This window comes from Ardenticatenales bacterium, assembly GCA_020634515.1.
GTDB lineage: Bacteria > Chloroflexota > Anaerolineae > Promineifilales > Promineifilaceae > JAGVTM01.
The window spans coordinates 225,257-251,980 of record JACKBL010000007.1 but is presented as its reverse complement, the minus strand read 5'-3'; the positions used below and the strand labels follow the sequence as shown (position 1 = coordinate 251,980).

Below are 26,724 nucleotides of genomic sequence, written 5' to 3'. Positions count from 1 at the left end.
ACCCTTTCGATTATGGACGTTTTGGTCGGCTTCATCCTCACGCTTCTCATCTTCAGCTACTTGTGGCGCGATAATCCCGCCTACCGCCTGGCCGTACACATCCTCGTCGGCGTCAGCGCCGGGTATGCCGCCGTGATCGTCGCGCGGGAAGTCATCTGGCCCGTCTATGAGCAGATGCGGGCCGTCGGTGGCGGCGCGCTCTGGCTCATCCCCGTCCTGTTCGCCACCTTGCTGCTCTTCAAACTGGCGCCCCGGCTGTCCTGGATGGGCAGCAGCAGCATGGCCATCCTCGTCGGCGTTGGCGGCGCGGTGGCTCTCGTAGGCGCGGTCAGCGGCACATTGCTGCCGCAAGTGCTGCACACGGGCACGGGATTGGCGGGATTGCTCAGCGCCATCCTCACCGTCTTCATGCTCCTCTACTTCCGATTCACGCGGCCCGCGCAGCCCGCCGGCGATGCCTGGGCCACGCTGCCTCGCTGGCAGCAAGTCGTCAACGGTATCGGCCAGGGTGTCCTCATGATCACGTTGGGCGCGATTTTCGCGGGCGTTCTCAGCACCAGTCTTGTTTTACTCACCGACCGTATCCTCACTTTCATCAACGCCATCAGCGGCACTCTCAGCAACCTGTTGTCATGACACCCGACCCGGAAACCCTGCACATCAGCGAGTCGTTCCTGGTGGCCGACATCGGCCACACGAACACCAACGTGGCTCTGTTCGACGTCGTGGAGAACAGCTATCGTCTCATTGGCTGCGCCCAGGCGGCCACAACCACGGACAGCCCATGGCACGACGCCACCACGGGTGTGCAGCAAGCCATCGCCCGCCTGACAAACCTGGTGCAGCGCCCCCTACTTGACCGCCAGGGCTGGCTCATCAATCCAGCCACCAACACCGGCGCGGGCGTGGACATTTTCGCGGCGGCGGTCAGCGCCGCCGCGCCGCTGCGCACGATCCTGGTCGGGCTGCTGGATGACGTGAGCCTGACCAGCGCCCGTCGCGCCTTGCAAACCGTTTACGCGCAGGAAGTGGACCATCTCAGTCTGGCGGACACGCGCAGCGAGGCGGAGCAGATCGACGCGATTATTCAGCACCGACCGGACTTGATTCTTATTGCCGGCGGGACTGATGGCGGGGATGTGACGCAGCTTACGCGCAGCGTGGAAACCGTGGCCACGGCGTTGGAACTGCTGGCCCAGACAGATGTGCATCGTCCGGAGGTGGTTTTTGCCGGCAATCGCCAGATGCGGGCCACCGTAGCCAGTCGGTTGAGCGGGATCGCCAGCCTGCATACAGTGGATAATGTACGCCCGCGGCTGGAAGCGGAGCAACTGCACGAAGCCAGCCAGACGGCCGCCAGTCTCTACGACGACCTGAAAGTAAGTACCTTGCCCGGATTTGACGACGTGGCCGCCTGGTGTCGTTATCCCGTCGTCCCCACCGCGCAGGCATTTGCCGGCATCACGCGATACTTTGCCGCCGTCAGCCGCGGGCGCGTGCTGGGCGTGGATGTGGGCAGCAACACCGTCACCTTTGTCGCCGCCACGCCGGAGCACGCCAACCTGTTGGTGCGCTCCGATTTGGGGCTGGGGCGACCATTGAGCCAACTGCCACGGATGTTGGATAGTGAGAGCGTGCGGCAGTGGCTGCCGGCCAACGGCGTTGACGACACGGCGCTGCAAGATTTCATTATGAACAAGGCGCTGTATCCGTTCTCGTTGCCCATGACGGAATCGGAGATGCGTCTGGAGCAGGCGATCACGCGCGAGATGCTGCGGCAGACGGTGGCGCAAGCTGGCGCAAGCTGGGGGTGGGCGCAGGATCGGATGCCGCCGTTTAATCTGCTGCTGCTGCGTGGGGGGATATTCCGCCATACGCCGCGCCCCGGGCAAATTGCGCTGATGGTGCTGGATGCGCTACAACCCACGGGTGTGTTTGCATTGACCGTGGACCGTTATGGCGTTTTGCCGGCATTGGGCGTCCTGGCCCCACACAAACCCCTGGTGGCCGTGCAGGCGCTGGAAGGGGGCGTGCTGGTAGACCTGGGCTGGGTGATTGCCCTGGCCGGGCGCGGACAACCGGGGCAGAAGGCGCTGGAACTGCGCATGGAAGCGGAAGGGCAGGGCGCACTGGAGGTTGAAGTGGCATTTGGCGCGCTGGAAGTGCTGCCTCTGCCATTAGGCCAGACGGCCCGGCTGACGCTTAAGCTGGCGTCGCGCCAGTTTGACATTGGCTATGGACCGGGCGTTGGGCACAGCGTGACGGTGCAGGGCGGTCTGGTGGGAGTGATTGTGGATGCCAGAGGGCGTCCGCTGACGCTGCCGACGGAGACAATGGCGCGCGCCGAGCGGCTGCGCCAATGGTTATGGGACATGGGAGGATAGGCGGCCTGATTGCGTCGCGGATTATTGAATATGTTGTTTTATGCCGGCATTACCCACGTCAAACTCCTCACCACCATTCTGCGCGAGCGGCTGCTGCCTACGCCCGGCGAGGTCACCGTTCGCCGCGGTCAGGAGGTCACCCCCGTTCAAGTGATCGCCCGTACCCCCCGTCAGGCAAGTTTTACGCTCATCTACGGCAGCAAAGTCCTGGGGGTTCCGCCCGCGGAAGTGGGCCAATACTTGCTGGTTCAGCCGGGAGATGTTGTTGAACAAGGGACCCCCTTGCTGCGGAAAAAAGGCAGCCTGGGCAGCGCCAAAGTCGTCAAGTCCCCCGTGGACGGCATCCTCTACCAGGTGAACAACGGGCGGCTCATTTTGCAGAAGCGCACCCTTCTGTTTGAACTTCGCGCCCTGATGGCGGGGGAAGTGGCCCAGGTATTCCCCAATCAGGGCGTGCTGCTGGAGACGCAGGGGTCCTTAATCCAGGCCGTTTGGGATTCGGGCAAAGACGGTACGGGCAAGATTCATATGGCCGTGGACACGCCGGAAGCACCATTGACGATGCAGCATGTGGGTGCGGATGCGCGTGGCTTGGTGCTGGTGGCGGGGCATGTGGACAATGTGGAGGTACTGCGGCAATTGGAAGATAATGGCGGGCGTGGGGTGATTGTGGGGAGTATGCCGGCAGCATTATGCCGGCAAGCACACACCTATTCGTTCCCCATTCTGGTCACGGACGGTATTGGCCGCTATCCTATGGCGGCTCCCATCTTCGACCTGCTGCAACAATCCACCGAACGTGTGTCCGCGCTGTTTTGCCGGCAACCCACCCGCCACCACAGCCGCCCCGAAATAATCATTCCCTTGCCCACCGCCAACATATCCAATAAAAACACGGGTATTGGAGAAACAATCGACGTGGGGCAGAAAGTACGCATTTTGCGCCCGCCTTTTCAGGGGCAGGTGGGCGAGGTAGAAAACATCTATTTGCACACGCGCGTGACCGATCTAGGCGCGCGCGTGCCCGGAGCGGACGTACGCCTGCCCGATGGGCAAGTCATCTTTGTCCCCCACACCAATCTGGACCTGATATGCGGCTAGTTTCCCCGCACCCCGGGGCGCGACACGAAACAAGCACCGGTCGTCACTACTTGGCCCGTTGCCTGAGCCTACAGTCCGTTGCTTGAGCGCAGGGCGGACACGGGCTTCGACAAGCTCAGCCCACGAGAGGGTGAGCAGTTACCAACCGTCAACAAACAATCGAAAACCACCAACTGGCGACGATGCCCGCCCCTGCTAAGGGTGCATCCGTTAATAAAGGCTTCGCTCGGGAATGGACGGATGCGCGGGAAGGGTTCTCATTTGATGGATAGTCCAAAGTTGATTTTGGGCGAACCCTTAGTGGCTGTCCGCAATTAAATTAGCGGAAATGTGCGGACAGCTTGTCAGTAACCGTCCGTAAAAAGTGCGCAGTTATTTTTGGGCGGTTACTTAGCAATGAAAACAGCATCGCGGATTTCGTAAATAACAAGGATTCTTGTATGATCCGCGTCTTCCACGGTCATCCGTGCCCTACTTTCAAGGAGTTCCCCATGAGCGGGGCGTACTACGCTGGATGAAAACAATCAGGATTTCGCGGATTTATGTTTTGTCCACGTTTTTCCGCGTCCTATTTTCGAAAGGAGAGCGAAGATGTCTGATGATTTTTCTGATGAATTTCTGGTAGAAGAAGAAGGGGGATCCTCCAACAGGCCTTTCCTCTATGCTGTCGCCGGGCTGGTTATCATCTTGCTGTTGGCCATCGCCTGCACGGCCGTTTATGCGTCGCGCAACCGGAATACGCTAGATGCCACCCGCGTGGCTATTGAAGCCACCAACGAGGCCATTTCCACGCAGAACGCCTTTGTCACGCTGACCATAGAGGCGCGGGCTACGGAAGCGGCGCGTCCGACGCAAACGCCGCGCCCGACGCAGACGCCACGTCCGACCGACACGCCGCAACCGACGGCCACGAACACACCTGAGCCGACGGAGACGCCCGTCGTGGTGGTTGATCTGTTCGCCACCCCCACGCCGGATTTCTCCGGCACGGTCACTGCCGGCAACGGCACGGGAACCGGCAGCGACACGGGCAGCGCCGGCGACAATTCCGTTGGCGGTGGCACCGCGAGCGGCGGCACTGCCGGCGGTGGCGTGGTGGTCACGCCCACACCCATCACCGGGACCACGGCGGGCACGGGCACGCTACCCACAACGGGAATCGGCGTGTGGAGCGCCATCGGCCTGGCTTTTGTGTCCATCTTTGTGCTGGCGTTGGCCCGCCGTTTGCGTACAAGCCTGTAGCAATGAATGCCCACTCGCAGAACGCGGCAAGAGATTCGTGCGACGTGCCAATTCCGGTACGTCGCACGACTTGTTCGTTCGGCTGGATGTAGATCATGTTTGACTGATTGCCGCGCGGGGGAGTGCGGCGCATAGGAAGGCCAGGGGATGATGCCGGCACGGGGCATTAAACAACGTCGGGTCCGAATAATTTTGGCATGATTATGCTATAATGCCGCTTGTTCTGACGACGGCAAGCGTTTGCGTGAATGATTGAGGAGCGGAACTTGCGGAGGACAACGCAACGGTTTCCTTTTCGATCCCGCAACCTGACGATGACTTTCCGCATCCTTTTTATGAAGTAACTGCTAAGCCAGATTGGACCAATTTTCTCTGGTGAAAATGGCCATTGAGCGCGTGAGATTGGTCCAATCTCCAGACCCGGAGATATGCGCCCCTTTGCACGATCCTGGCGATAGATTATGGTTGTTTCCGCAAGAATCCTGTTAATCGAAGACGACTTGTACCTTCTAGAAGGGACGGCGGATCTGTTAGAGTTGGCAGAGTTTGGGTATAACGTGGAGGTTATCCGGGCTACCAACGGCCTGGAGGGGTTGGAGCAAATGTCCACCCACGCGCCGGACCTGATTATTTCGGACATTATGATGCCGTTGATGAATGGGTTGGAGTTTCTCGTGCGTGTGCGACAGCATCCAGAGTGGCTGCATATCCCTCTCATCTTCCTCACGGCCAAGGGGGACAAGCAAGATATTCTGCGCGGGCGCACGCTGGGGGCGGAACTGTACATTTCCAAGCCATTCGAGGCGGCGGATTTGCTTTCGTTGGTGAAGAGTCAGCTTGCGCGCACATTTCAACTGCGACAGGCGCGGGAGAAAAACCTGGCGGAATTGAAGGATAGCATTTTGTTGGTGCTGAATCATGAATTTCGCACGCCCCTGACTTATGTGACGGCGTATAATGAGTTGCTGGCGGAGGGGGTGAACCGGTGGGAAAGTACGGAGGCGTTGCAGGCGTATTTACAGGGGATTCAGGAGGGCTGCCAGCGCCTGATTCGTCTGGTAGACGATCTGATTGCGATTATTGAACTGCGCACGGGGGAGGCTGCCAGCCTATTTCAAGAGCGGGCCGGCCCCGTGAGGAATGCGGAGGAACAGTTGAGGAATGCCGGCATTGTCCATGAGGGCAACGCGCGCGGGCGGCAGGTTACGCTCTATTATGACCTGCCGCACAACCTACCTCCCGTATGGGGTGTGCCGGAAGACCTGTTCGATGTGTTCAACCGCCTGATCGACAACGCTGTGCGCTTCACCGCCTACAGCCAGCGCCCGGACAGGTCCGTGACCCTGACGGCAAGGGCTACGGATGATCAGGTCAGGTTTTCGGTGAGCGACAACGGCATTGGGTTGCCCGGCCATGTGCATACTAAGGTTTTTGACCTGTTCTACCAATACAACCGGCAGATGTTGGAGCAGCAGGGAACGGGCGTGGGGCTGGCTATTGTTAAAGGGGTGGTGGAGATGCACGGGGGGCGGGTGGAGGTGGAAAGCACGGAAAATGCCGGCACAACCTTCACCGTCATCCTCCCCACCCACCAGAACAACCAACCCGGCATAACACACCTCTCTCCCCCGGCCCGCGCCCAGGTTACTATCCTCATCGTCGAGGATGATTACTACCTGCTGCAAGGTCTGCGCGACCTGCTGGAGTTCTTTTACAACGGTCCTTACCAATTCAACGTCCTCACGGCCACCAACGGACAACACGCGCTGGACGTCCTCGCCCGCAACACGCCTCAATTGATCATCTCTGATGTCATGATGCCCAAAATGGACGGCTTCCAGCTTTTGGAACACGTGCGGGCCAACCCCGACTGGGTGGAAATCCCCTTCATTTTCCTCACTGCTCGCGGCGACAAACAAGACATACAGCACGGGCGCAGCATCGGTGCGGAAGAGTACATCCCTAAACCGTACAATACGAATGACCTGCTGACACTGGTGACGACACAGCTCAATCGGTATTTTCAGGTGCAGGACGTTCTCACGCAAAACTTCATTGCTTTCAAGCGCAGTATTCTTAACCTCCTGCAACCTGATTTGCGCCTGCCACTGGATCAGGTCAACGTCTATTCGCGGCAGTTGACGGAGAATCTGCAAAACGCCAATTCAGATTTCACGCTTAAAGCCTCGCTGCAAGGGCTGCAATCCGCCAGCCAACACCTGACCCGGCTGGTGGAGAATTTCATCACGCTGGTAGAAATCAAAACGGGCGAGGCCTCCAGTGCCTTTGAGTACCGCGCCGGTCCGCTGGAGGGCATTGGGGCGCTGTTTCACCTCATTGTCGATACCTATCACAGCCTTCCTGAAAACGCGCGAATTCATTTTTTCGTAGAGATAGCGTCACAATTGCCGGCAATCTTCGGTGACAGCGAAGCATTGGGAAACGGGCTGGAGCAGTTCGTGTACAGCGGTTGCGAAGCGTGCCGGCAAGTCGGCGGAAAGGAGATGTATTTCGCTATCCGGGCCCACAAAACGGAAGTACACATCTCCATGCGTATCCCCGCCCTGGTGTTTTCCCCGCCAGAAGCAGACCGGTTACGGGCTTTGTTTGCCAACAATGATGACGGCATCGTCACCGTGCCACTCTACGGCCCAGCCTTGACGGTGGTGAAAGGCATTATCGACTTGCACAAAGGGCGTGTTGAGATGGATAATGATAAGGAGCGCGGGTGTACGATGACCATTGTCTTGCCGGCAAGCGCCCCCTGACCACCCGCGCAGACTCCTGTCGCCCGCGCCGCAGATGGCCAGAAGCAATCCGGCAATCTTCCCCTAGCGACAAACCATCTATCAACCTGCGCCAGGTTCTCAGCAACCGTCCGAAAATAACTTCACACTTTTTTGCGGACGGTTACTGACAAGCTATCCTGGATAGTCGTAGTCCGCACATTTCCGCTAACTCAATTGCGGACAGCCACTAAGGAACGGAATTTAAATAGGACAACGACGTTGTTTCCTTACCGTTCCTTCAAACTGACGATGCAATTCCGCACTTTATTTCGTCATCAGTCCTAAGGAGAGAAAATGGCATCCCTGCTTGAAAAGACCCAAACCCTCATATCCGCCAACCTGCACGCGATGGTTGATCGCGCCCTGGAAGCAAATTCCGTCGCCGTTCTCAAACAGTATATCCGCGACGCCGAACAAAACCTGGACGAACTGGAAGACGCTGCCGCCACCGTCGGTGGTGAGGTGAAGACGCTAGAACGCAAATACCAGCAGTATAAGAAAGAAGCCGACCGCCTCGACCGTAACATCGACACCTTCCTGATGCAAGGCAAAAGCGACCTGGCACGCGCGGCGCAAAACGAGCTAAACACAGCCCGTGGCCTGCAAGAACGGTATCACGCCCAATGGGTGCAGCAGCAGCGCGAATATGAGTCGCTGCTAAATGCACGCCTGAAGTTACAGGCCAAGTTGAACACAATTCGCCAGGAACAGCGCGAACTAGAAGCCGTTATTGCCCTGGCGGAATCGAAAGAAAAGACGGTGGCCGCCATCAAGAAAGTGGACGACGTTGCCGGCATGGGCGACAGCGACATCGCCCGTCTCCGCGAAAACATCTACGCCCGCCTCGACAAAGCCTCCGCCCAATCGGAAATGTACGCCGGTCGGCTTGACCAACAGATGGACGACGTGCTGGGCAAAGCGGAAATCGATTTGCAGTTGGAAGAGCGCAAGCGCCGCCTGGGTCTGAGCGAAGCGCCAACGCTGGCAGAAGAAGACACGGACGAAAGCAGCGCCGCCGCCGCTCAATGAGAGCGACGGCTCGCCCCGCTCCACCTCAGCAACCGCTTGCTTCTAATCTCAACAAGTCCAAAATCCGACGTAACTGCTAACGCTCTCAGGAGATTGGACCAATTTCACCAGAGAAAATTGGTCTAATCGGGCTTAGCAGTTACAATCCGACGCGAATTTCACGAATTCGGTCGTGGATGAAACGGCAAGTGAACATTAAGACACCTACATTGTTGCCAGAAACAGGTCTACACGACTGCTTGCGCTGCATCAATGTTGGTCTCATGTGTGTTATTTGCGCCGTTCGTGTCAAGTAAAATTGATCGGCTAAATCTGAAACAAGGGGCGAAATTCAGCAAAAGGACTTTGCCCCCACACCACTGACCACCCCCATGACTAGCAGCGCTCGTGAAGCCCTGGAAAAACGTGTCCAGAAGGCAATCTTCCAATATGCCATTTTTCGCTGGGAGAGCGCCATGACCATTGCCCTCACCCTGATCCTGACCGCGGCCAGTACTTTTCCCGGCGTAGCGATTGGCCCCGCCTGGGCATGGCTGCTCGGCGGCGCCATCAGCGAAGCAGCCCTCATCTACGTCAGCATCAAAGACCCCAAAACCGGAGAAAAAGTCGTCGCCGACCTGTTGCAGAGCGAATTCAAACCAGAACGCCTGCGCAGCAAAACCCTGCAAAACCAGATACAAAAAGGGCTGGACTATCGCCGCCGCATCACTGCCGCCATACACACCCAAGCAGACGGCATGCTCAAAGACAACCTGGTCGCCACGGCCCAGGTTATCGACGAATGGCTGGAAAACATTTACAGCCTGGCGCAGCGGCTGGACCGGTACGAGCAGCAACAAAAAATGCTCCAGGACGACCGCCAGAACGCCTACAACCGCGTCATGGACCTGAACACACGCTTAAAACAGGAGCAGGACGAAGGCGTGCGCCGCCAGATGCAGGTGACCATGGAAAGTATGCAGCGGCAAATTGACACCATTGAAGCGCTGGAAAACACCATGAAGCGGGCGCGCCTGCAGCTCGAACACACCCTCAGTGCCCTGGGCACAATCTACTCCCAATCGATGCTGGTGGACGCTAAAGACATAGACAGCGGGCGCGCCCGCCGTCTGCAACACGAAATTGCCGAAGAGGTGCATCAACTCAGCGACATTCTCAGCGCCATGGACGAGGTCTACCAGGCCAACGCCTGACACCCACCGGCCATTTTCGGTAGGGAACCCATCTGGCGTAGGGGTGGGACAGGCAGGCCGCCACCTGTGCAATTCATCACCACCTCGTCACCCGCCTATCTCGCCCTATTTGGCGCGACATTGGCGCAACATCGGGCGAGACGGCGCGGAGACAAGATGGTTTGTTTTCCCCGACGTCTTTCCGCGCCATCCCGTCCCTATGATTGGGCAGGTGTCTATTCAGGCGCAACCCGTTTTTTGGGCGGAGGTCAATTCGATTTTGAGGGGATGACGCCAATAATGGGGATATCCAGGTAGCGGTCTATGTCGTCCGGGCGGCGGACGACGCCGGAAGCGAGCCATTCCAGAACGAAAATGAGGATGAGGCCCAGGAGGGCGCCGAACACGCCACCCGCGGCGGTGTTGATGGTCGTTTTCGGTTTGTCCTGGCTATAAGTAGGCATGTCGATTGGTTCAATGCCGATGCGGTCTTCCTTGCGCAGGGTGGCGTTGATCTCTTCCTGCCGTTGAATCAGCAGGTTCCCCCAGGTACGGGCGATGTCGTTTGCCAGGTCGCCGTTGCTGTTTTTGACCTCAAACTGGATGATGAAGCGGGAGTCGTCGGAGGAGACGGCTGCGTCTCCGAGCAGTTGGCGCGGGGTCATGTCGAGTTGCAACTCGTTGATGACGAGTTCGGCGCGCAGGCTGCTCAACATCCAGGATTCGTAGCCGCGCAGGAGGACTTTGGCGGCCTGCGCCTGCCCAAAGTCGGTGCGGGAGGGGCTGACGAGGAGGTTAAGCGTGCTTTTGTAGACGGGGGTTTGCATTTTGCTGAAGCCAAAGGCGGCGGCGGCGGTGAGAAGGGCGAGGAGGAGGATAAGCCAGCCGCGTTGGCGGAGGATGCGGATATAGTCGCCTAGTTCCATGAGGGGGGATTTCCTTTGCGGTGTCCTTTGAATAAGGAAAAATAAATGGTGAAAAGCTAATGGGGTGGTTTGTGGCGGGGGATTTCGCCGAGGATGGGAAGAGAGAGGGCTTCGATTTCTTGCCGCCGGCGCAGGGTAGGGTCGAGGTATTCGACGAGGAAGGCGAGACCGAGGCCGGCGCCGAGGGCGAGGAGGATGCGGAGGGGGAGGTCGAGTTGGCTGCGAATGCCGGCATTCACCCCATTCACCACCGGATCATCCAACACCAACAACGTAGCCGGCTGTCCATACAACTGCGGCAGGGCGGCGCCGTTTTCCGTTTGCAGCACGGCAATCACCGCCAGCATCATCTGGCGCAGCGTCTCCGGGTCGCCGCCGGAGGTGAGCGACACTTGCATCAGGCTGCGCGTGTTGTCCGCGTGCATACTGCCCATGATGGCAAATGCCGGCACATCAATCCCCTGCGTCGCCAACCGTTCACTCACCTGCTGCGCGAACCGGAGACCGCGCACCCAATCCGCAAGCCCATTGACAACGTATTCCGACGTTTGCCAGTTCGCCAGCCGCTCCTCATCCTCCAGCGCCGCGGCTTCCGTAGGCGGCTGCCCCACAATGAAGCGAACGCCGACGTTATAAAGCGGCGGCGGCGGCGAATACGTGAGCAAAGCCGCCAGCAGCACAACGGCAGCGGGAATGAGAATTAACAACCAGCGTCGTTTAATGATGTTCCAGTAAGCGTGAAGTTCCATAAGCATTGTGAGTAGGCAAGTGACACGTGAGCGAAACAGATGCTGCCTTGATCCTTCATTCGTAACGACTAACGTTCTCTGGAAATTGGTCCAATCTGGCTTAGTAACCGTCCGAAAACAACTTCATACTTTTTACGGACGGTTACTGACAAGCTGTCCGCACATTTCCGCTAACTTAATTGCGAACAGCCAGTTAGGGTCTGCGCGGAATCAACTTTGGACTTTCCAATACACAAGAACCCTTCGAGCGCATCCGTTAATTTCCGAGCGAAGCCTTTATGAACGGATGCGCCCTTAGCTGTTACCTTCATCCTTTGTCCTGCCACCATCCACCTTTTGCGCCACGAAATCGGTGATACGCCGGCGGAAAACGTCCACGTCATAGCGGCGGGCCTGGGCGCGCAGGGTGGCGACGGCGATCTCTTGCGGCGCGAAGGCGCGCACGGTTTCCATGATGGCTGCCGCGGTCTGTTCGGTAAACAGGGCGCCGGTCTGGCCGGGAATGACGGTATCCAGCGCGCCGCCGGCAGCGTAGGCGATGACGGGACGACCGGCGGCCATGGCCTGGATGGGGGCGATGCCAAAATCCTCTTCGCCGGGAAAGATGAAGGCGCGGCAGCGAGCCATCAGGTCGGGCAGATCGGCGTCGGGTACGTAGCCGAGGAAGGTAATGTCAGGGCCGGCGAGGGCCGCCAGTCGCTCGTGGTCGCGGCCTGTGCCGGCAATGACCAACGGAAGTCGCAGCCGGTTAAATGCCTCAATCAACACATCCAGCCGCCGGTAGGGAACCAACCGCCCCACGAACAAATAGTAATCATCGACATGGGCGGATGGCATAAACCGGCTGGTGTCCACGGGTGGGTAAATGATAGTCGCCTCGCGGTGATAAATCTTGGCGATTCGGCGACGTACAACCTCTGAGATGGCAATAAAGTCGTCCACGCGGTCCGCCGCCAACCGGTCCCACTGGCGCAACTGCGTCAAAAACGGCGGCAGCAGGCGGCGCACCAGCGGACTCAGGTTTTCCTGTTCCGCGTACTGGTGGTAGCGCCAGACGTAGCGCGTCGGTGTGAGGCAGTAGCACAGGTGCAGGGTGTTGGTGTCGGTGATGATGCCGTGGCAAAAGCCGCTTTTGTTGCTGATGACCAGGTCGTAGCCGCGGAAGTCGAACTGTTCAAAGGCGAAGGGATAAAATGGGAAGTAGAGTTGCTGTTTGCGGTGGGCAAAGGGGAGGCGGTCAATGATGGAGGTGCGAATGTCCCAGGTTTGCCAGGATGCCGGCATTTTATCTCGCGCATACAAGGAAGTGTAGACCGGCGCATCGGGGAACAAGTCCACCAGCGCCGCCAGCACGTCCTCGGCCCCGCCCATCTGGTTCATCCAGTCGTGTACGAGTGCGACTTTCATAGCTGCTCAGGGTAGACATTCACACGGGCGTCAGGGAACGAACTCACTGCTTCGTTTGATTCCCGTTGCGGAGAAAATGCCGGCATACCAACCCCAACCCCGCTCATTGAATGCCCAACCGCTCCATGCGCGCCGCCAGTTCCGCCTCCACCTCCAGGCTCTGCATCGCGTCATCAAGTTGATTATCCAGCCGACCCGCCTGCACCTCCCAGGCCGCGTCCGCATGATCCAACCGCCGCCGGATATTCTCCGCCGCCTGCGCCACCTCACTGTCCCCCACCCCCATCAAAGAATCCAGAGACTTCATCGCCTGCGCCGACATCTCCTTCGACTTCGCCAGTTGCAGCAAAAAGCCCAACTCCTCCCGCTCCTGCCGCACCAGATCAAGACGCCCCTCCAACTTCACGCGCACATCCTCCAGCATCTCCGCCGCGGCCACCTGCCGCTCCAGCGACGCATTGTACGTCTGGATCAGCTTCATCGCCGAAGACAACTGCTTCTGTGTCACCATCGCCTCCGTGCGCTTACCCTGAAGCAAAAAAGCATCCACCGCCGCATCCAGGCGCGCCGCCTTGTTCGCCAGGTCCTCCCGGCGGCGGCTCGTCGTCTTCACCTGCGCGTACATCGGCTCAATCGTGCGCACAAACTGCGCCAGTTCGCGCTCCGCCTGCCGGATATACTCGTCATAAACGGCCAGATCGCTCTTTTGCACGGCGCGGTCGGCCATCTCGTGTAAATTTGCCTTGATCAGGGTGTTGAGTTTTTGCAGTAAGGAAGCCATGCGGCAGATTATAAAGCGTTACACGTCCTCTGGCGAGTAAGGCTCCCACGAAAAAGAAACGGCGGCCACGCGAAGGGTATCACGTGACCGCCGCCTGTCGCTCTGGCCTTTTGTCAGGAGAGAACCAGAGGTAAACAGCTATTTGGGGACCGCGCGCCAGACAAACACTGCTTTGTCGTGTTCACGCGGCAATCAGGATGGCGCGGCGTCGTATCAGACCGCGTCGTTGATGATGATTTCTTCCTCATCAAACGGCTGCGCCTTGGCCACCGGCGCGCCCTCTTCCGGCATAACCAGGGCCAGGAGGAGATAAAGCAACGCCCCCTTGCCCAGAGAAGCCAATGTCAGCAGCACAAAGCCAATGCGAATGAAGACGGGATCGATGTTGAAGTAATTACCGAGACCGCCGGCGACGCCAAGGATCATGCGGTCATCTTTGGAACGAATCATTTTGCCTTTCATGAAAAAAACTCCTTCGAAAACACCTCGTAGTCCGATTTAGCGAATCGCAACATTTCCTGTCGTCCGATTTTCCCAATCGGACACCGACTCCTGACAACAACGTAACTGCTAAGGACTGACGATGAAATAAAGTACGGAATGGCATCGTCAGTTTGAAGGAACGGTAAGGAAACAACTTCGTTGTCTTATTTAATTTCCGTTCCTAAGCCAGCTTGGACCAATTTTCTCTGGTAAAATGGGGCCAATCGCCAGAGCGCGTTAGTAGTTGCCAACAACAACCCAAAAAGCCAAAAACACCCATGGGTTTGTGGTTGTTCCCGCAACTATTGGCTCTACGCAGACATGGGTGAAAGGTTGCGACAAGCGGCGCGGTCAATCTGTCCCCCTCATGGCTTTGTGATAGACTTATCCTCGAATCATGGTCAACCGCCATGCAACCGCCCGACAGGAAATGATGAGTCAACTCACGCCCACGATCCCCCTGCGCGAGCAAGTGGAACAGCTTCAGGAAGAATTGAACACGGCGCGGCGGGCGCTGCAAGAAGCCGAAGCCATCCTGTCCGCCGAGCAGGCGGCGGTCAATGCGTTTCGGATGCACTGCCGCCTGAAAATCGGCGACCTGGTCGAGGTGCTGCTGGAAATGCAGGCGCAAAAGCAGGCGCTGCTGACGCGCCTGGAACTGCGTCATCAGGCGGCGGAGCGAGGCATTCCCTACGACCCGGACGATCCATTCTGGCAAGAGGAGACCCTGACGGCGGCGCGGGATGGTCCATTGCTGCCCACGCCTACGCCGCATGATAAGGAAGCGGAAAAGCGGCTCTACCGGCAGTTGGCGCGCCGTTTTCATCCTGACCTGGCGGCCAATACGGTGGAGCGTGCCTACTGCACCAGCATTATGGCCGCCGTCAACGTGGCCTATGAGCGGGGGGATGTGCAGGCGCTGCGCAATCTGGCGGGGGAATTGGACCCGGACGTGGCGGCGGCGTTGAGCGGCGGCGAAACGGCGGAGATCCGCCGGCTGCGGAAGCTGCTGCTGAGCTGCAAACGGCGCCGGCGGAAGGTGGCGGAGCAGGCGCGGGCGCTGCGAGAGGAAAACACGGCACGGCTCTGGCGCAAGGCGCGGCAACTGGAGGATGCGGGATTGAACTGGTGGGATGAGGTGCGTCTGGAGTTGGATGGGGAGATTGAGCGCCTGCACGGGGAGTTGGCGGCGCTGGAAAAACGGGCTGAGTTGCTTGATCCCGCCTGAGGGGTTATTCGGTGAGGGTGAGCCAGGCGCGGTGGTACTTTTGCAGCCGCTCCAGGTCTTTTGGTTCCAGGTGGGGCAGGCGGCGGATGTCCATGTTGTGTTGCAGGTCGGCCAGTTTGACTTTGCGCGCGAGGGGGTGGGGCTTAATGCCGGCAACATACGCCTCATAAGACACCCTTTCCCGATCATGCGTCAACAGGCTCACCGCCTCCAAAACCTCCGCCGGGAACCCCGCCGCCTGGAGGTCAGCCAACGTCACCTCCGTGTCCTCCACCACATCATGCAGCACCGCCACCATACGCGCCGCCGGCGAATCCATCTGCATCATCAGGTGCAGCGGGTGCAAAATATACGGCTGTCCGTAACGGTCCACGTGCCCCGCGTGCGCCCGCACGGCGATGGCGATGGCCTTTTCCAGCAAAGCGTTTGTTTTCTCGTTCATTTCGGAGTTACCTTTCGGGTGCGGAATCATTCCCGGATGTGGCCGTCGCCAAAGCCAATCCATTTGTAGGTGGTCAGTTCCTCCAGCCCCATGGGGCCGCGGGCGTGCAGCTTTTCCGTACTCACGGCAACTTCCGCGCCCAGCCCGAATTGCCCGCCATCGGTGAAGCGGGTGCTGGCGTTGACGTATACGGCGGCGGAGTTGATTTCGTTGACAAAGCGGTTGGCGTGGTTCCAGTTTTGCGTGAGAATGCTGTCGGAGTGTTCGGTGCTGTGCTGTTGGATGTGGGCGATGGCCTCGTCCAGGTCGTCTACCAGTTTCACGCCCAGGATGAGGGCCAACCACTCCTGGTCGAAATCGTCAGGACCGGCGGGCAGGACCACGGCGTCGTGGTCTCCGGCACGCAAGATGGCGAGGGCGTCGTCGGTCGCCCGCAGTTCTACTTTGGAGCGAGCAAGACGGGTGGCTAATGCCGGCAAAAACGCCTCCGCCACCCCCCGATTCACCAACACCGTATCCAACGCATTACACACACTGGGCCGCTGCACCTTCGCATTCTCCACAACATCCACCGCCCGCGCCAGGTCCGCGCTCTCATCCACATAAATGTGGCAAATACCAATCCCCCCCGTAATCACCGGAATCGTACTCTGCTCCTTGCACAACTGATGCAAACCGGCCCCACCACGCGGAATAATCATATCCACATACTGATTCAAACGCAGCAGCGCCGCCACATGCCGCCGATCCGGGTCGCCAACCACCTGCACCGCGCCCAACGGCACGCCACTGCGCGCCAGCGCCGCCTGGACCACCCGCACCAACGCCATATTACTGCGCTGCGTCTCGCTGCCGCCACGCAAAATCACCGCGTTACTCGTCTTCAGGCACAACGCGGCAATATCAATCGTCACATTGGGGCGCGCCTCATAAATCGCCCCAATCACGCCAATGGGAATGCGCCGCTTGCTCAGGCGCAAGCCATTGGGCAACACCCGCCCCGAAATCTCCATACCCACGGGGTCCGGCAGGCCGGCAACGCCGCGCACATCTGCGGCCAGGCCGGCAACGCGCTTCTCCGTCAGCAGCAGGCGGTCCACCAGCGCCTCACTCAGCCCCCTCGCGCGCGCATCGGCAATATCCAGGCTGTTTTGTGCCAGGATCGTGGTCGCATTCGCCTCCAATTCATCCGCAATCGCCAACAGCGCCGCGTTTTTCCGCGCCGTATTCAGCTTCATCATGGCCCGGCTGGCTTGACGCGCCGCCCGCCCCATCTCTTCCAGGTTTATCATGCTCATTCTCCGTCATGTAGGGCGATTGTGACCATACACGCCATCTGCCCAGATTGGACCAATTTGCTCTGGTCAAATCCTATCAATGTCTACAAAATTGGTCCAATCACTCGGAGACGCGAATAGTCACGGACGATTTTCCCCAATCGCCCGCCCGATTGGGGAAAATCGGGCTACGGCACATTCTTCTCATTCATCGCGGTACGCCCGCGGCACGACGAACCTTCCCGCCCGTGTACATCATTCGCGGATTTCGTACTTGTAGATCATTTCTGTGTTGCTGGCCGCATAGAGTGCACCCGCCTGGTCGAAGGCCAACCCAAAAGCCACGCCGGAAACGGGAAACTGATACAAGTAACGCCCGGCGTTGTCGAAAACCTGCACGCCGACCCAACTATCCGCCACAAAAATGCGTCCCTGACCATCGACGACCAAATCGTTGGTCGAACCGAACAGCCCTTCCCCCTCGCCGCTGTCGCCGAACTGCCCCAAAAACTGCCCGGTAGCGGATAGTTTGAAAATGCGCTGGTGGAAACCCTGGAAGTCGCTCGTGGTTCCCAACAAGTAGAGATTGCCCGCGCCGTCTACGTCTACCCGGTCCACGCCAGACAGTCGCGGAATCAGTTCCTCCGTCAGATCAATCGTCTGCCGCGGCTGCCCCTGACCGTCGAAGCGCACCAACAAATCAGCCGTGTCGCTGAGTGCCCAAATGCCACCTTCGGCGGTCACGGCCACGTCGTCAAAATAGGCGGAACGGTCGGCGGGATAGCGGAACTCGGCTAACATCTGCCCGTCCGGTCCCCGGTAGTCGAAAAGTTGACCACGCCGCACAATGTATAGGTGACCGTCGTAGCTGGCGCTGATGCCGGCAATATACGCCTCCTCACCCAGCAACCACAAAGATTGAAAACCGCCCGATTCATCGAACACCTGCAAACGCCCGCTGCCATAATCGGCGGCATAAATGCGCCCATCCCCATCCACAGCCACACTGCGGACATCATAGAACATCCCCTGCCCCAACCCTTCCTCACCAAAACTGAGCACCAGGCTCACCGGAGAAGTAGGATTGACCCGCTGCCAGAGGGAAAACAAGGGCGCGCCGGGTCGGGTCAGGCCCAAAAGAAGAGGGACAACCGTCACCAGCAGAATGAAAAGCGCGAAGGCAAAGCAGCCGCAACTGGCGGGGGAACGAACCGCGCGCGCGGGAGCCTCGGCGGCATCGTCGCTGGCGATGCCGGTCGGGCGCAGCGCCGCCAGCGCCGCCTGAATCGCCAACTGACTCTCACCACGCCCCAGCATCTCCACGGCTTTGGCCGCGCCTGTCTGGCTAACGTCAAACGTCTGGCGGTAGAGGCGTATCGCCTCCTCCTGGTTGCCCGCCTGGAACAGCGACATGATGCGGGCCAGCGCCGCCGCCTGATCGTGGGGCGCGGATGGCGTCACGGTCTCGCCGCGCTCAATTTGCTCCACGGCGACCTTCGCTTCCGCCAGCCCCACGTCAAATGCCTGTCGGTACGCCTTGATCGCTTCGATTTTGCGCCCGCCCGCCAGGTGGGCGCGCACGTCGCGCAGCACGGCGTCGGTATCCGGCGGCGCCACGACGGTCGCCCGGCCAAAAGCGGCGCTCTTGCCTTGCGCCAACTGCTCTACGGCGGCTTTGGCCTCCGCCAGCCCCACGTTGAAGGTTTCCCGATACAGTTTGATGGCGGCGATTTTTTTGTCGCCGCGAACCAGGGCCGTGATTTCGCGCACGGCGGCAACCATGTCGCCCATTTCCGCGGGCGCGGTTCCGCCCACGTGCGGGCGCAGTTCCTCGGGGACAATGACGGAACTGTTGCAATAGGAACAGCGCACGATAATGCTTGCGCCGTCGTAGTCGAGGGGTGCCTGGCAGGCAGGGCAGTGGAATGTTTGCGGCATAGCATCCTTTCCTGGTACGGTGCGCTGTATCGGCGACGCTATTCGCCGCCGGCGCAAGGCATCACAATAGTATCAAATCGTTACGATGCACGACAACTGGACCATAGGTGTAGCCGAGGCGGGTGACGATCTGGTCGGAGTGGCAACCGACAATACGGGCTACGTCGGCGCTGGCGTAGCGGATGATGGCGCGACCGAGGGGGGCGCGATCGGCGGTGAGGATGGTGATGGTGTCGCCGCGTTCAAAGTCGCCCTCAACGGAGAGAATGCCGGCAGGAAGCAAACTCCTCCCACCTACCCGCAAAGCCCGCGCCGCGCCCGCATCGATGATCACGCAGCCTGCCGGCATTGGCCCGGCCAAAATCCACCGTTTCCGCGACTCCAACGGCGTTTCCAGCGCGGGAAAGCGCGTGCCCACCGCCTCCCCCGCGGCAATCCGCGAGATCACGTTGGCGGCGCGCCCGGCGGCGATCACCACATCCGCCCCCGACCGTCGCGCCACATCCGCCGCTTGCAGCTTTGTGGCCATGCCCCCCACGCCCAGGCCGCCGCGGCTGTTGCCGGCCAAAGCCCGCAACGATGCATCAATATCGCGCACTTCGGGAATGAGCGCCGCGTCGGGATGCAGGCGCGGGTCGGCGGTGAACAGGCCCGGCTGATCCGTGAGCAACATCAGCAGGTCGGCATCCGCCAGGATCGTCACCAGCGCTGAGAGATTGTCATTGTCCCCGACCTTGATTTCCTCCGTAGCCACGGCGTCGTTTTCATTGATAATGGGCACGATCCGGTTTTGCAGCAGCGCCAGCAGCATGTCGCGGGCGTTGAGGAAGCGGCGGCGGCTTTCCACGTCGGCACGGGTGAGCAGCATCTGGCCCACATGCAGGTTAAACAGCTCAAAGAGCCGCTCCCACACGAGCATGAGGCGGCTTTGTCCCACGGCGGCGAAGAGTTGTTTGGTGGTGACGGTTGCCGGCATTTCCGGAAACCCCAACCGCTCTCGCCCCGCCGCAATCGCCCCCGACGTACAAATAATCACCTCCCGCCCCGCCGCGTGCAGCGCCGCGCACTGGCGCACCAACTCCACCATATGCGCCCGATCCAACCGCGGCGTCCCTCCCGTCAACACACTCGTTCCCAACTTAATCACAATCCGCTGATACATACCTCACACCTCATACCTCATACCTCATACCTCATACCTCACACCTCATACCTCACACCTCATACCTCACACCTCATACCTCATACCTCATACCTCATACCTCATACCTCATACCTCATACCTCATACCTCACATGACTTTCCCCCCTGAACCGATTATAATTGAACTATTGGTAGCGCAAACCATTTGGCCGCCGCCAGATTCTTCCCAGGCTATTTCCGTTGTCGCAAAAGACACGCCGACGTGCCCGCCCGCAAGAGTGTGGTTGCAACGCGGCAGCCAACCCTTTTTGTAGGAGTTCCCCATAAATGAAGACATCTTCCCGGAAGCCGTTACCCAGGGCCATCATCCGTGACCAAGCTTCCGGGAAGGTCATCTTCAGAGGAATTCCCCATGAATGAGGACATCTTCCCGGAAGCTGTTACCCAGGGCCATCATCCGTGACCAAGCTTCCGGGAAGGTCATCTTCAGAGGAGTTCCCCATAAATGAAGACATCTTCCCGGAAGCTGTTACCCAGGGCCATCATCCGTGACCAAGCTTCCGGGAAGGTCATCTTCAGAGGAGTTCCCCATAAATGAAGACATCTTCCCGGAAGCTGTTACCCAGGGCCATCATCCGTGACCAAGCTTCCGGGAAGATTATTTTCGCAGGAGAAAATGCAATGAAATTTAGCAAAGAAAAAGAGATGCTCGACGCTCTGGTTGGCATTGTCAACGTAACGGGCGATCAGGTGACGGTCGTGAATGAAGCAGGATTGCCGGCAATAATGGATGACCTGGTCTACACGGCTGTATTTGGCGACGGGCTGGTGCGCGATACCGCTCGCTGGCTCATCTGGCACATTGCCCAGGCCGTAGACATATTCCCCGCCTCCATTCACGAGATTTATATGGCGGTGGGGCACGGGCATTTGCCGGCAAACTTCACCGTCCCCGCCGTCAACGTCCGCGCCGCCAACTACTACACCTCGCGCGCCGTATTCCGCGCCGCCAACAGCCAGGACGTGGGGACCTTCATCTTCGAAATCGCCCGCTCAGAAATGGGTTACACGGATCAGCGCCCCGCCGAATACGTCAGTTGTATCCTGGGCGCGGCCATCCGCGAAGGCTTCCGCGGTCCCGTATTCATCCAGGGGGACCATTTCCAGATTTCGGCAAAGAATTTCGCCGCCAATCGAGACAAGGAAGTGCAGGCGGTAAAAGATTTGATAGCGGAAGCCATGACCGCCGGCTTCTACAACATCGACATTGACACCTCCACCCTGGTTGACCTGGAACCGGAGACGCTGGACGAACAACAACGACTCAACTACGAGGTCTGCGCTGAGCTTACCGCCTATGCGCGCTCACTGCAACCGGAAGGCGTAACCGTTTCTCTTGGCGGCGAAATCGGCGAAGTGGGCGGCCACAACTCCAACCCCGCCGAACTGCGCGCCTTTATGGATGGATATTTACGGGCATTGCCGGCAAACATGGCCGGCATTTCCAAGATTTCCGTACAGACGGGAACCAGCCACGGCGGCGTCGTCCTCCCTGATGGCACACTGGCCGACGTGAAAGTAGACTTCGACACGCTACGCGAACTGGGACGCCTGGCGCGCACGGAATATGGCACGGGGGGAGCGGTGCAGCACGGCGCTTCCACGCTGCCACCGGAAGCCTTCAACAAATTCCCCCAGATCGGCACGCTGGAAATTCACCTGGCGACCAACTTCCAAAACATGTTCTTCGACCTGGCCCCCCAATTCTTTGTAGACACCGCCTACAACTACGTCCTCAGCAACCTCAAAAATGAGTGGAAGTCCGGGCAAACCGAGGAACAGTTCCTCTACTCGACGCGCAAGAAGGCGATTGGTCCCCTCAAGCAAATGATGTGGGATTTGGAGACCGCGGCCATGGACCGCATCAGCCAGGCGTTGGAAGACCAGTTTTCCTTCCTCTTCCGCCAACTGGGCGTCTACAACACCCGCGCCGCCGCGCAACATTGGACCACGCCCGTTGCCGTCTCCCGCCCGCGTCCCACCACCGCCGTCACCGAAGACGAACTGGAAATCGCCGACGACCTGGCGGATTAGTCACTGCCTTCGTATCTTCTCAATAAAGTAGGGCAAAGTTGGTTGAGCCTGTCGAAACCAACGGCCTTCGACAAGCTCAGGCTGCGGTTTCCCCGAAATATCGAGAAGGTACCTGCCTTCCCTATCAAGATCAATCATGTACTTAACATAACGACAAACCCTCTCGCCGACTGAACCTGTCGCAGCCTTATGGAGGCCGCGACAGGCTCCGGCAATAGGCCAGTCATTACGACGACAAAAGGTAATCGCGCACAAATGGCAAATAAGCTCACCTCATTTTTCTCCAAACTCATCGGCAGCGTCAAAAGCGACGACGAACCGCCCTACCCGATCAATCCGCAAACCAACCGTATCATCCTCCCCAGCGGGGTCAAGCAGGAAATTGCCGACCTCGTCAAGGCAGGGAACACGCAAGATGCCACCAGGCGCGTGCGTGGCCTCACGGGTGCGGACGAGAAAACGGCCGCGGCTTTTGTGTCGCGCATGGCGCAGCAAAACAAGAAGAAAAAACGCAGCTACCGCCGCTCTTGATGCTAACCGGCGCGGCGTGCCGGCATTCCGCATGCCGCGCCCTCTCCCCACAAACCGCCATTTGCTATGCCAAAACGTTTCTGATAGGTTTTGACAAAAAAGCCGCCCCATAATGCCATCATGATTTTGCCCAAACAACACACCATGGAGAATGATTATGCGTGAAGTTGCCATTCTCGGCGTGGGGCAGGTTCCCGTGCGCGAACATTGGGACCTGGCTCTGCATCACCTGGCTGTGGCGGCGGGGCGGGCGGCGTTGGAAGATGCCGGCATTTCCCACATAGACGCCCTTTTCGTCGGCAACATGACCAGTGGAACCCTCAACCAACAACGACACCTGGGCGCGCTCATTGCCGAACGCATGGGGCAGCGCGGCGTGGAAGCCGTGAAAGTCGAAGCCGCCTGTGGCTCCGCCGGCTCCGCCATGCGCCAGGGCATCATCGGCGTCGCCAGTGGCGAAATGGACGCCGTCCTCGTCGTCGGCGTGGAAAAAATGACAGAGACCAAAGGCAAAGAGACAACCGCCGCCCTGACGACCGCCGCCGACGCCGACTTTGAAGTCTCCCAGGGCGTTACCTTCGTCGGCCTCAATGCCCTGATCATGCGCCGCTACATGTACCAGTACGGCTACCAGCACAGCGATTTCGCCCCCTTTGCCCTCAACGCCCACGCCAACGGGGCCAAAAACCCCAACGCCCTCTTCCAGGAACCGATTACGCGCCGCACCTACGAAAATGGGCGCGTCGTAGCCGACCCCATCACGCTCTATGACGCTTCTCCCATCGGGGATGGGGCGGCGGCGCTGCTGCTGGTTCCCGCGACCAACGCGCCGCAAGCGGTGCGCGTGGTCGGTTCGGCGATGGCCACGGACACGGTCGCCATTCATGACCGCGAAGACCCGTTGTGGCTGCTGGCGGCGGAACAATCGGCTCGTCGCGCTTACGCGGATGCCGGCATCACCCCCGCCGACGTAGACCTCTTCGAACTGCACGACGCCTTCAGCATCATGGCCGCGCTCTCGCTAGAAGCGTGCGGCTTCGCCGAACCGGGGCAGGGCGTGCGCCTGGCGCAAGAGGGGGACATCTTCCCCGATGGCCGCATCCCCATCAGCACCCTCGGCGGCCTCAAGGCACGCGGCCATCCCGTGGGCGCAACGGGGCTGTACCAACTGGCGGAGGCCACGCTCCAGCTTCGCGGTCAGGCCGGCGCGGCCCAACTGGACAATCCACGCATCGCCATGACGCAAAACATCGGCGGCAGTGGGGCCACCATCGTCACCCACATCCTGCGACAAATATGATGCTTACCGAACTAGCCCGCAAATTCCGCGACCAGGAACGATTCGCCACGGATTATGCCCCCCTCTATGCCCGTTACTTTGGCACGGTTGCCGGCTGGCTGGAAGCGGACGACGCGGCGCAAGACCCGCTGGCGCAGTGGCTGCTACAAGCCAGCGCGGGTCGCAGCCCATTTTCGGTCACGAACACACTGGCGGCGGGGCTGCACCGTGATGTGCTGGCGCAAGAACCCGCCGCGCTCCCCCTGGCCCGCTTTTATCCCACGGCGGGCGGCAACATAGACGCCCCTGGCTTCGCCGACGCGCTACGCCAGGTGATCCTGGCGCGCCAAGAGACGCTGGCCGCCTTCATCCAGACCGCCAATGTGCAAACGAATGAAACGGGACGCGGTCTCGCCTGGTTGCTGCCGCTGCGCCTGACGGGCTGGGAGGCGGTGCATCTGGTAGACCTGGGGGCCAGCGCCGGGCTTAATCTGCTGGCGGACAGGCGGCATTTCCGCCTGGTGAACGCGCAAAGCGGCGCGCCGCTGCTGGATTTAGGCGCGGGTGAACCTGAGCAGTTTCGGGTACAGGTTGAAGGTTCGTCCTCGGGATGGCTGCATCCAGGGCTTAATCTGCCGCCACTGCCGCGTATTCTCAGCCGCCTGGGAGGGGATATGCACCCTTTCCACCTGCGTTCGCGCGCCGACGAACTGCGGTTAATGTCGTTTGTGTGGGCGGACCATGTGCCCCGCCTGCAGCGGCTGCAAGAGGGAATTGCGGCGCGGCAGGCGTTTGGGGGCGATTTCCGGTTGGAGAGTTTGGAAATGCCGGCACAACTCCCCCACTTCCTCGCCACACACATCACCGCCCGCCACCCACACCACCCCGTCGTCCTCTACAACACCTACATGACCACCTACCTGTCGGACAAAGGGGCATCCCTGCGCCAAATCATCGGCGATTGGGCCGGTGACCAACCCCACCCCGTCCTCTGGCTGCAATGGGAACCCCCACCGCCGCCCATCGAACCGCCCGCCTTTGGCTGGTGCGCCTGGACCGCCGACTACTGGCAACAACAGACACACCACCACCACCAATTTGGCTGGGTCCACCCCCACGGCGCGCACATTATCGTAGAGAGTGGCGAGTGGCAAGTGGGGCGTAGCAAGGGGCGAGGGGCAAGTGGCGAGTAGAGAGGGGCAAGAGGCGAGGGGCAGGTGGCGAGTAGCAGGTCCAACCCGCCCACCCGCAGACCCGCCACTCGCAAACTCGCACACTCGCCACTCGCAAACTCACCACACACTCGCCACTCGCAAACTCACCACACACTCGCCACTCGCAAACTCGCCACACACTCGCCACTCGCAAACTCTCAAACACATGAACCAACGTTTTAGCCTGCCCCTCATCCTTCGTCTCAGCAGCTTCCACATTGGCTCCGCCATGGTGGACATCCTCGTTGCCAGCGTGTGGAACCAGGTGATGATCGCCGACTTCCGCGCCCCCGCCTGGAGCGTGGGCTTGCTGCTGGCCCTGCGCTATTTTCTCTCCCCCCTGAGCATCTGGGCCGGGTTCCGCTCCGACTCCCGCCCCTTGTGGGGGCTGCGCCGCACGCCCTACATCTGGTTGGGGCGGCTGATGATCGTCTTTGCGCTACCCCTGTTGGGGCTGAGTATGAGCCGCTTCGCCGCCCAGCCGGGCGACCCGTTGGGCTGGGTGCTGGCGACGCTCTGCTTTCTCATCTACGGCATGGGCACGCTCCTCAGCGGCAGCACCTACCTCGCCCTGGTGCGGGACACCGCGCCCCTGGAAAAACAAGGGCTGGCCATCAGCATCGTGCAGACCGTCCTCATCGTCTTCTTCCCCATTTCCGCCATCATTTACAGCCGCTGGATGGAAACCTTCGATCTGGCGGTCTTTGAGCAAATGGTGCTGGGGACCGCCCTCATCGGCGCGTTTTTCTGGTTTTTTGCCATTGTGGGCGTCGAACGGCGGCAATCGGAGCCGACCACAACGCCCTCAGCCGGTCATGGCAACTTCACCATCACCTTCAAGAAAGTGTGGCAGGACACACGCACGCGCCGCTTCCTTATCTTTTTTGGCCTGGCGACACTGGCCGCCTGGACACAGGACGCCATTTTGGAAGCGTATGGGCGGGATGTCTTTGGATTGAGCGTGGGACGCGCCACCGATTTTAATCGCGTCTGGTTGGGCATGACGGTGATCACCCTGGTGGGCAGCGCCATTATCTGGCGCAAGCGCGCCCCCGAACGGCAAACGAACATCGCCCTCGGCGGACTCGTGGTGATGGTGATAGGCATGGGCCTGCTGGCCGTCGCCGCCCTGACGACGCAAGTCCATCTGGTGGAGGTGGCGCTGGCTCTCTTTGGCGCGGGATTTGGCGTGTATACATTTGGCGGCCTCAACCTGATGGCCGTGATGACCACGACGCGCGAGGCAGGCGCTTATCTGGGCATGTGGACCGTGGTGGAGTTGTTATGCAAAGGGAGCGGCACGTTCCTGGGGGGATTGCTGCGCGATGCTTTCCTGGCCATCACGGGCCAGCCGGGGTTCAGCTACGGGTTGATCTTCGCACTGGAGACGGTCGGATTGATGGCGGCGGTAGTCGTGCTGCTGCGCATTGACGTCATCGGCTGGGCGCGGGAAACGGGGCGCGTCGGGCAGCGCGGGTTGGAGTCGCTCGGCGGCGTGGATTAAGCCGCCTGTTG

The 26,724-nt window shown here is 59.8% G+C and carries 22 protein-coding genes; 13 read left to right on the top strand and 9 right to left on the bottom strand.

What is annotated here, in order from left to right; translation table 11 throughout:
- Positions 1-12 precede the first annotated feature (12 nt).
- The 7 genes from H6650_18570 (at position 13) to H6650_18540 (ending at position 9,738) form a co-directional block, all read left to right on the top strand.
- On the top strand, positions 13-636 hold the full coding sequence (locus H6650_18570) for a hypothetical protein (GenBank protein ID MCB8954016.1): 624 nt from the start codon (positions 13-15) through the stop codon (positions 634-636).
- Positions 633-2,384, top strand: a complete 1,752-nt coding sequence (locus tag H6650_18565; GenBank protein MCB8954015.1) for a glutamate mutase L — start codon at positions 633-635, stop codon at positions 2,382-2,384. The genes H6650_18570 and H6650_18565 overlap by 4 nt, the downstream gene beginning before the upstream one ends.
- A 30-nt stretch (positions 2,385-2,414) precedes the next feature.
- Entirely contained in the window at positions 2,415-3,485 is a 1,071-nt protein-coding gene (locus H6650_18560) for a hypothetical protein (protein MCB8954014.1), read from the top strand.
- 591 nt (positions 3,486-4,076) lie between these two features.
- Positions 4,077-4,727: a hypothetical protein gene (locus tag H6650_18555; GenBank protein MCB8954013.1), complete on the top strand. Its 651-nt coding sequence runs from the start codon at positions 4,077-4,079 to the stop codon at positions 4,725-4,727.
- A gap of 461 nt (positions 4,728-5,188) precedes the next feature.
- Positions 5,189-7,495, top strand: a complete 2,307-nt coding sequence (locus H6650_18550) for a response regulator (protein ID MCB8954012.1) — start codon at positions 5,189-5,191, stop codon at positions 7,493-7,495.
- A gap of 315 nt (positions 7,496-7,810) precedes the next feature.
- Complete coding sequence (locus tag H6650_18545; GenBank protein ID MCB8954011.1) at positions 7,811-8,545, top strand: PspA/IM30 family protein; 735 nt, start codon at positions 7,811-7,813, stop codon at positions 8,543-8,545.
- A gap of 371 nt (positions 8,546-8,916) precedes the next feature.
- On the top strand, positions 8,917-9,738 hold the full coding sequence (locus tag H6650_18540) for a hypothetical protein (protein MCB8954010.1): 822 nt from the start codon (positions 8,917-8,919) through the stop codon (positions 9,736-9,738).
- A 248-nt stretch (positions 9,739-9,986) separates the two neighbouring features.
- On the opposite strand, the gene H6650_18535 is transcribed toward H6650_18540, so the two are convergent.
- The 5 genes from H6650_18535 to H6650_18515 form a co-directional block, all read right to left on the bottom strand.
- On the bottom strand, positions 9,987-10,643 hold the full coding sequence (locus H6650_18535) for a hypothetical protein (GenBank protein ID MCB8954009.1): 657 nt from the start codon (positions 10,641-10,643) through the stop codon (positions 9,987-9,989).
- 56 nt (positions 10,644-10,699) lie between these two features.
- Positions 10,700-11,398 (bottom strand): hypothetical protein, encoded by a 699-nt coding sequence (locus tag H6650_18530; GenBank protein MCB8954008.1) that lies wholly within the window; start codon positions 11,396-11,398, stop codon positions 10,700-10,702.
- A gap of 288 nt (positions 11,399-11,686) precedes the next feature.
- The gene (locus H6650_18525) at positions 11,687-12,799 is read right to left on the bottom strand and encodes a glycosyltransferase (protein MCB8954007.1); all 1,113 of its coding nucleotides are present in this window, start codon (positions 12,797-12,799) and stop codon (positions 11,687-11,689) included.
- A 103-nt stretch (positions 12,800-12,902) separates the two neighbouring features.
- Positions 12,903-13,580, bottom strand: a complete 678-nt coding sequence (locus tag H6650_18520; GenBank protein MCB8954006.1) for a PspA/IM30 family protein — start codon at positions 13,578-13,580, stop codon at positions 12,903-12,905.
- A gap of 213 nt (positions 13,581-13,793) precedes the next feature.
- Positions 13,794-14,042 carry a PspC domain-containing protein gene (locus H6650_18515; protein ID MCB8954005.1) on the bottom strand — a complete coding sequence of 83 codons (249 nt, stop codon included), beginning with the start codon at positions 14,040-14,042 and terminating at the stop codon, positions 13,794-13,796.
- A 451-nt stretch (positions 14,043-14,493) separates the two neighbouring features.
- Between H6650_18515 and H6650_18510 the strand changes: the two genes are divergently transcribed.
- Positions 14,494-15,291, top strand: a complete 798-nt coding sequence (locus tag H6650_18510; GenBank protein ID MCB8954004.1) for a hypothetical protein — start codon at positions 14,494-14,496, stop codon at positions 15,289-15,291.
- Between the two features lie 4 nt (positions 15,292-15,295).
- On the opposite strand, the gene H6650_18505 is transcribed toward H6650_18510, so the two are convergent.
- From H6650_18505 to proB, 4 genes are all read right to left on the bottom strand, one after another.
- Positions 15,296-15,733, bottom strand: coding sequence for a bifunctional (p)ppGpp synthetase/guanosine-3',5'-bis(diphosphate) 3'-pyrophosphohydrolase (locus tag H6650_18505; protein ID MCB8954003.1), 438 nt, complete (start codon positions 15,731-15,733; stop codon positions 15,296-15,298).
- Positions 15,734-15,759: 26 nt separating this feature from the next.
- Positions 15,760-17,025, bottom strand: coding sequence for a glutamate-5-semialdehyde dehydrogenase (locus H6650_18500; protein MCB8954002.1), 1,266 nt, complete (start codon positions 17,023-17,025; stop codon positions 15,760-15,762).
- 240 nt (positions 17,026-17,265) lie between these two features.
- Positions 17,266-18,948: a hypothetical protein gene (locus H6650_18495; protein MCB8954001.1), complete on the bottom strand. Its 1,683-nt coding sequence runs from the start codon at positions 18,946-18,948 to the stop codon at positions 17,266-17,268.
- 61 nt (positions 18,949-19,009) lie between these two features.
- The gene (gene proB / locus H6650_18490) at positions 19,010-20,110 is read right to left on the bottom strand and encodes a glutamate 5-kinase (GenBank protein ID MCB8954000.1); all 1,101 of its coding nucleotides are present in this window, start codon (positions 20,108-20,110) and stop codon (positions 19,010-19,012) included.
- 662 nt (positions 20,111-20,772) lie between these two features.
- On the opposite strand from proB, the gene H6650_18485 reads away from it, so the two are divergent.
- From H6650_18485 to H6650_18465, 5 genes are all read left to right on the top strand, one after another.
- Positions 20,773-22,185 (top strand): class II fructose-bisphosphate aldolase, encoded by a 1,413-nt coding sequence (locus H6650_18485; protein MCB8953999.1) that lies wholly within the window; start codon positions 20,773-20,775, stop codon positions 22,183-22,185.
- Positions 22,186-22,440: 255 nt separating this feature from the next.
- Positions 22,441-22,716 (top strand): hypothetical protein, encoded by a 276-nt coding sequence (locus H6650_18480; protein ID MCB8953998.1) that lies wholly within the window; start codon positions 22,441-22,443, stop codon positions 22,714-22,716.
- 157 nt (positions 22,717-22,873) lie between these two features.
- Entirely contained in the window at positions 22,874-24,016 is a 1,143-nt protein-coding gene (locus tag H6650_18475) for a thiolase domain-containing protein (protein ID MCB8953997.1), read from the top strand.
- Positions 24,013-25,188 (top strand): DUF2332 domain-containing protein, encoded by a 1,176-nt coding sequence (locus H6650_18470; protein MCB8953996.1) that lies wholly within the window; start codon positions 24,013-24,015, stop codon positions 25,186-25,188. The genes H6650_18475 and H6650_18470 overlap by 4 nt, the downstream gene beginning before the upstream one ends.
- A gap of 187 nt (positions 25,189-25,375) precedes the next feature.
- Complete coding sequence (locus tag H6650_18465; GenBank protein ID MCB8953995.1) at positions 25,376-26,713, top strand: BCD family MFS transporter; 1,338 nt, start codon at positions 25,376-25,378, stop codon at positions 26,711-26,713.
- Positions 26,714-26,724 lie beyond the last annotated feature (11 nt).

Bases quoted from the DNA above. Each gene is read 5' to 3' on its own strand.
- H6650_18570 (MCB8954016.1), top strand. From the start codon at position 13: ATGGACGTTTTGGTCGGCTTCATCCTCACGCTTCTCATCTTCAGCTAC.
- H6650_18565 (MCB8954015.1), top strand. From the start codon at position 633: ATGACACCCGACCCGGAAACCCTGCACATCAGCGAGTCGTTCCTGGTG.
- H6650_18560 (MCB8954014.1), top strand. From the start codon at position 2,415: ATGTTGTTTTATGCCGGCATTACCCACGTCAAACTCCTCACCACCATT.
- H6650_18555 (MCB8954013.1), top strand. From the start codon at position 4,077: ATGTCTGATGATTTTTCTGATGAATTTCTGGTAGAAGAAGAAGGGGGA.
- H6650_18550 (MCB8954012.1), top strand. From the start codon at position 5,189: ATGGTTGTTTCCGCAAGAATCCTGTTAATCGAAGACGACTTGTACCTT.
- H6650_18545 (MCB8954011.1), top strand. From the start codon at position 7,811: ATGGCATCCCTGCTTGAAAAGACCCAAACCCTCATATCCGCCAACCTG.
- H6650_18540 (MCB8954010.1), top strand. From the start codon at position 8,917: ATGACTAGCAGCGCTCGTGAAGCCCTGGAAAAACGTGTCCAGAAGGCA.
- H6650_18535 (MCB8954009.1), bottom strand. From the start codon at position 10,643: ATGGAACTAGGCGACTATATCCGCATCCTCCGCCAACGCGGCTGGCTT.
- H6650_18530 (MCB8954008.1), bottom strand. From the start codon at position 11,398: ATGCTTATGGAACTTCACGCTTACTGGAACATCATTAAACGACGCTGG.
- H6650_18525 (MCB8954007.1), bottom strand. From the start codon at position 12,799: ATGAAAGTCGCACTCGTACACGACTGGATGAACCAGATGGGCGGGGCC.
- H6650_18520 (MCB8954006.1), bottom strand. From the start codon at position 13,580: ATGGCTTCCTTACTGCAAAAACTCAACACCCTGATCAAGGCAAATTTA.
- H6650_18515 (MCB8954005.1), bottom strand. From the start codon at position 14,042: ATGAAAGGCAAAATGATTCGTTCCAAAGATGACCGCATGATCCTTGGC.
- H6650_18510 (MCB8954004.1), top strand. From the start codon at position 14,494: ATGATGAGTCAACTCACGCCCACGATCCCCCTGCGCGAGCAAGTGGAA.
- H6650_18505 (MCB8954003.1), bottom strand. From the start codon at position 15,733: ATGAACGAGAAAACAAACGCTTTGCTGGAAAAGGCCATCGCCATCGCC.
- H6650_18500 (MCB8954002.1), bottom strand. From the start codon at position 17,025: ATGATAAACCTGGAAGAGATGGGGCGGGCGGCGCGTCAAGCCAGCCGG.
- H6650_18495 (MCB8954001.1), bottom strand. From the start codon at position 18,948: ATGCCGCAAACATTCCACTGCCCTGCCTGCCAGGCACCCCTCGACTAC.
- proB (MCB8954000.1), bottom strand. From the start codon at position 20,110: ATGTATCAGCGGATTGTGATTAAGTTGGGAACGAGTGTGTTGACGGGA.
- H6650_18485 (MCB8953999.1), top strand. From the start codon at position 20,773: ATGAAATTTAGCAAAGAAAAAGAGATGCTCGACGCTCTGGTTGGCATT.
- H6650_18480 (MCB8953998.1), top strand. From the start codon at position 22,441: ATGGCAAATAAGCTCACCTCATTTTTCTCCAAACTCATCGGCAGCGTC.
- H6650_18475 (MCB8953997.1), top strand. From the start codon at position 22,874: ATGCGTGAAGTTGCCATTCTCGGCGTGGGGCAGGTTCCCGTGCGCGAA.
- H6650_18470 (MCB8953996.1), top strand. From the start codon at position 24,013: ATGATGCTTACCGAACTAGCCCGCAAATTCCGCGACCAGGAACGATTC.
- H6650_18465 (MCB8953995.1), top strand. From the start codon at position 25,376: ATGAACCAACGTTTTAGCCTGCCCCTCATCCTTCGTCTCAGCAGCTTC.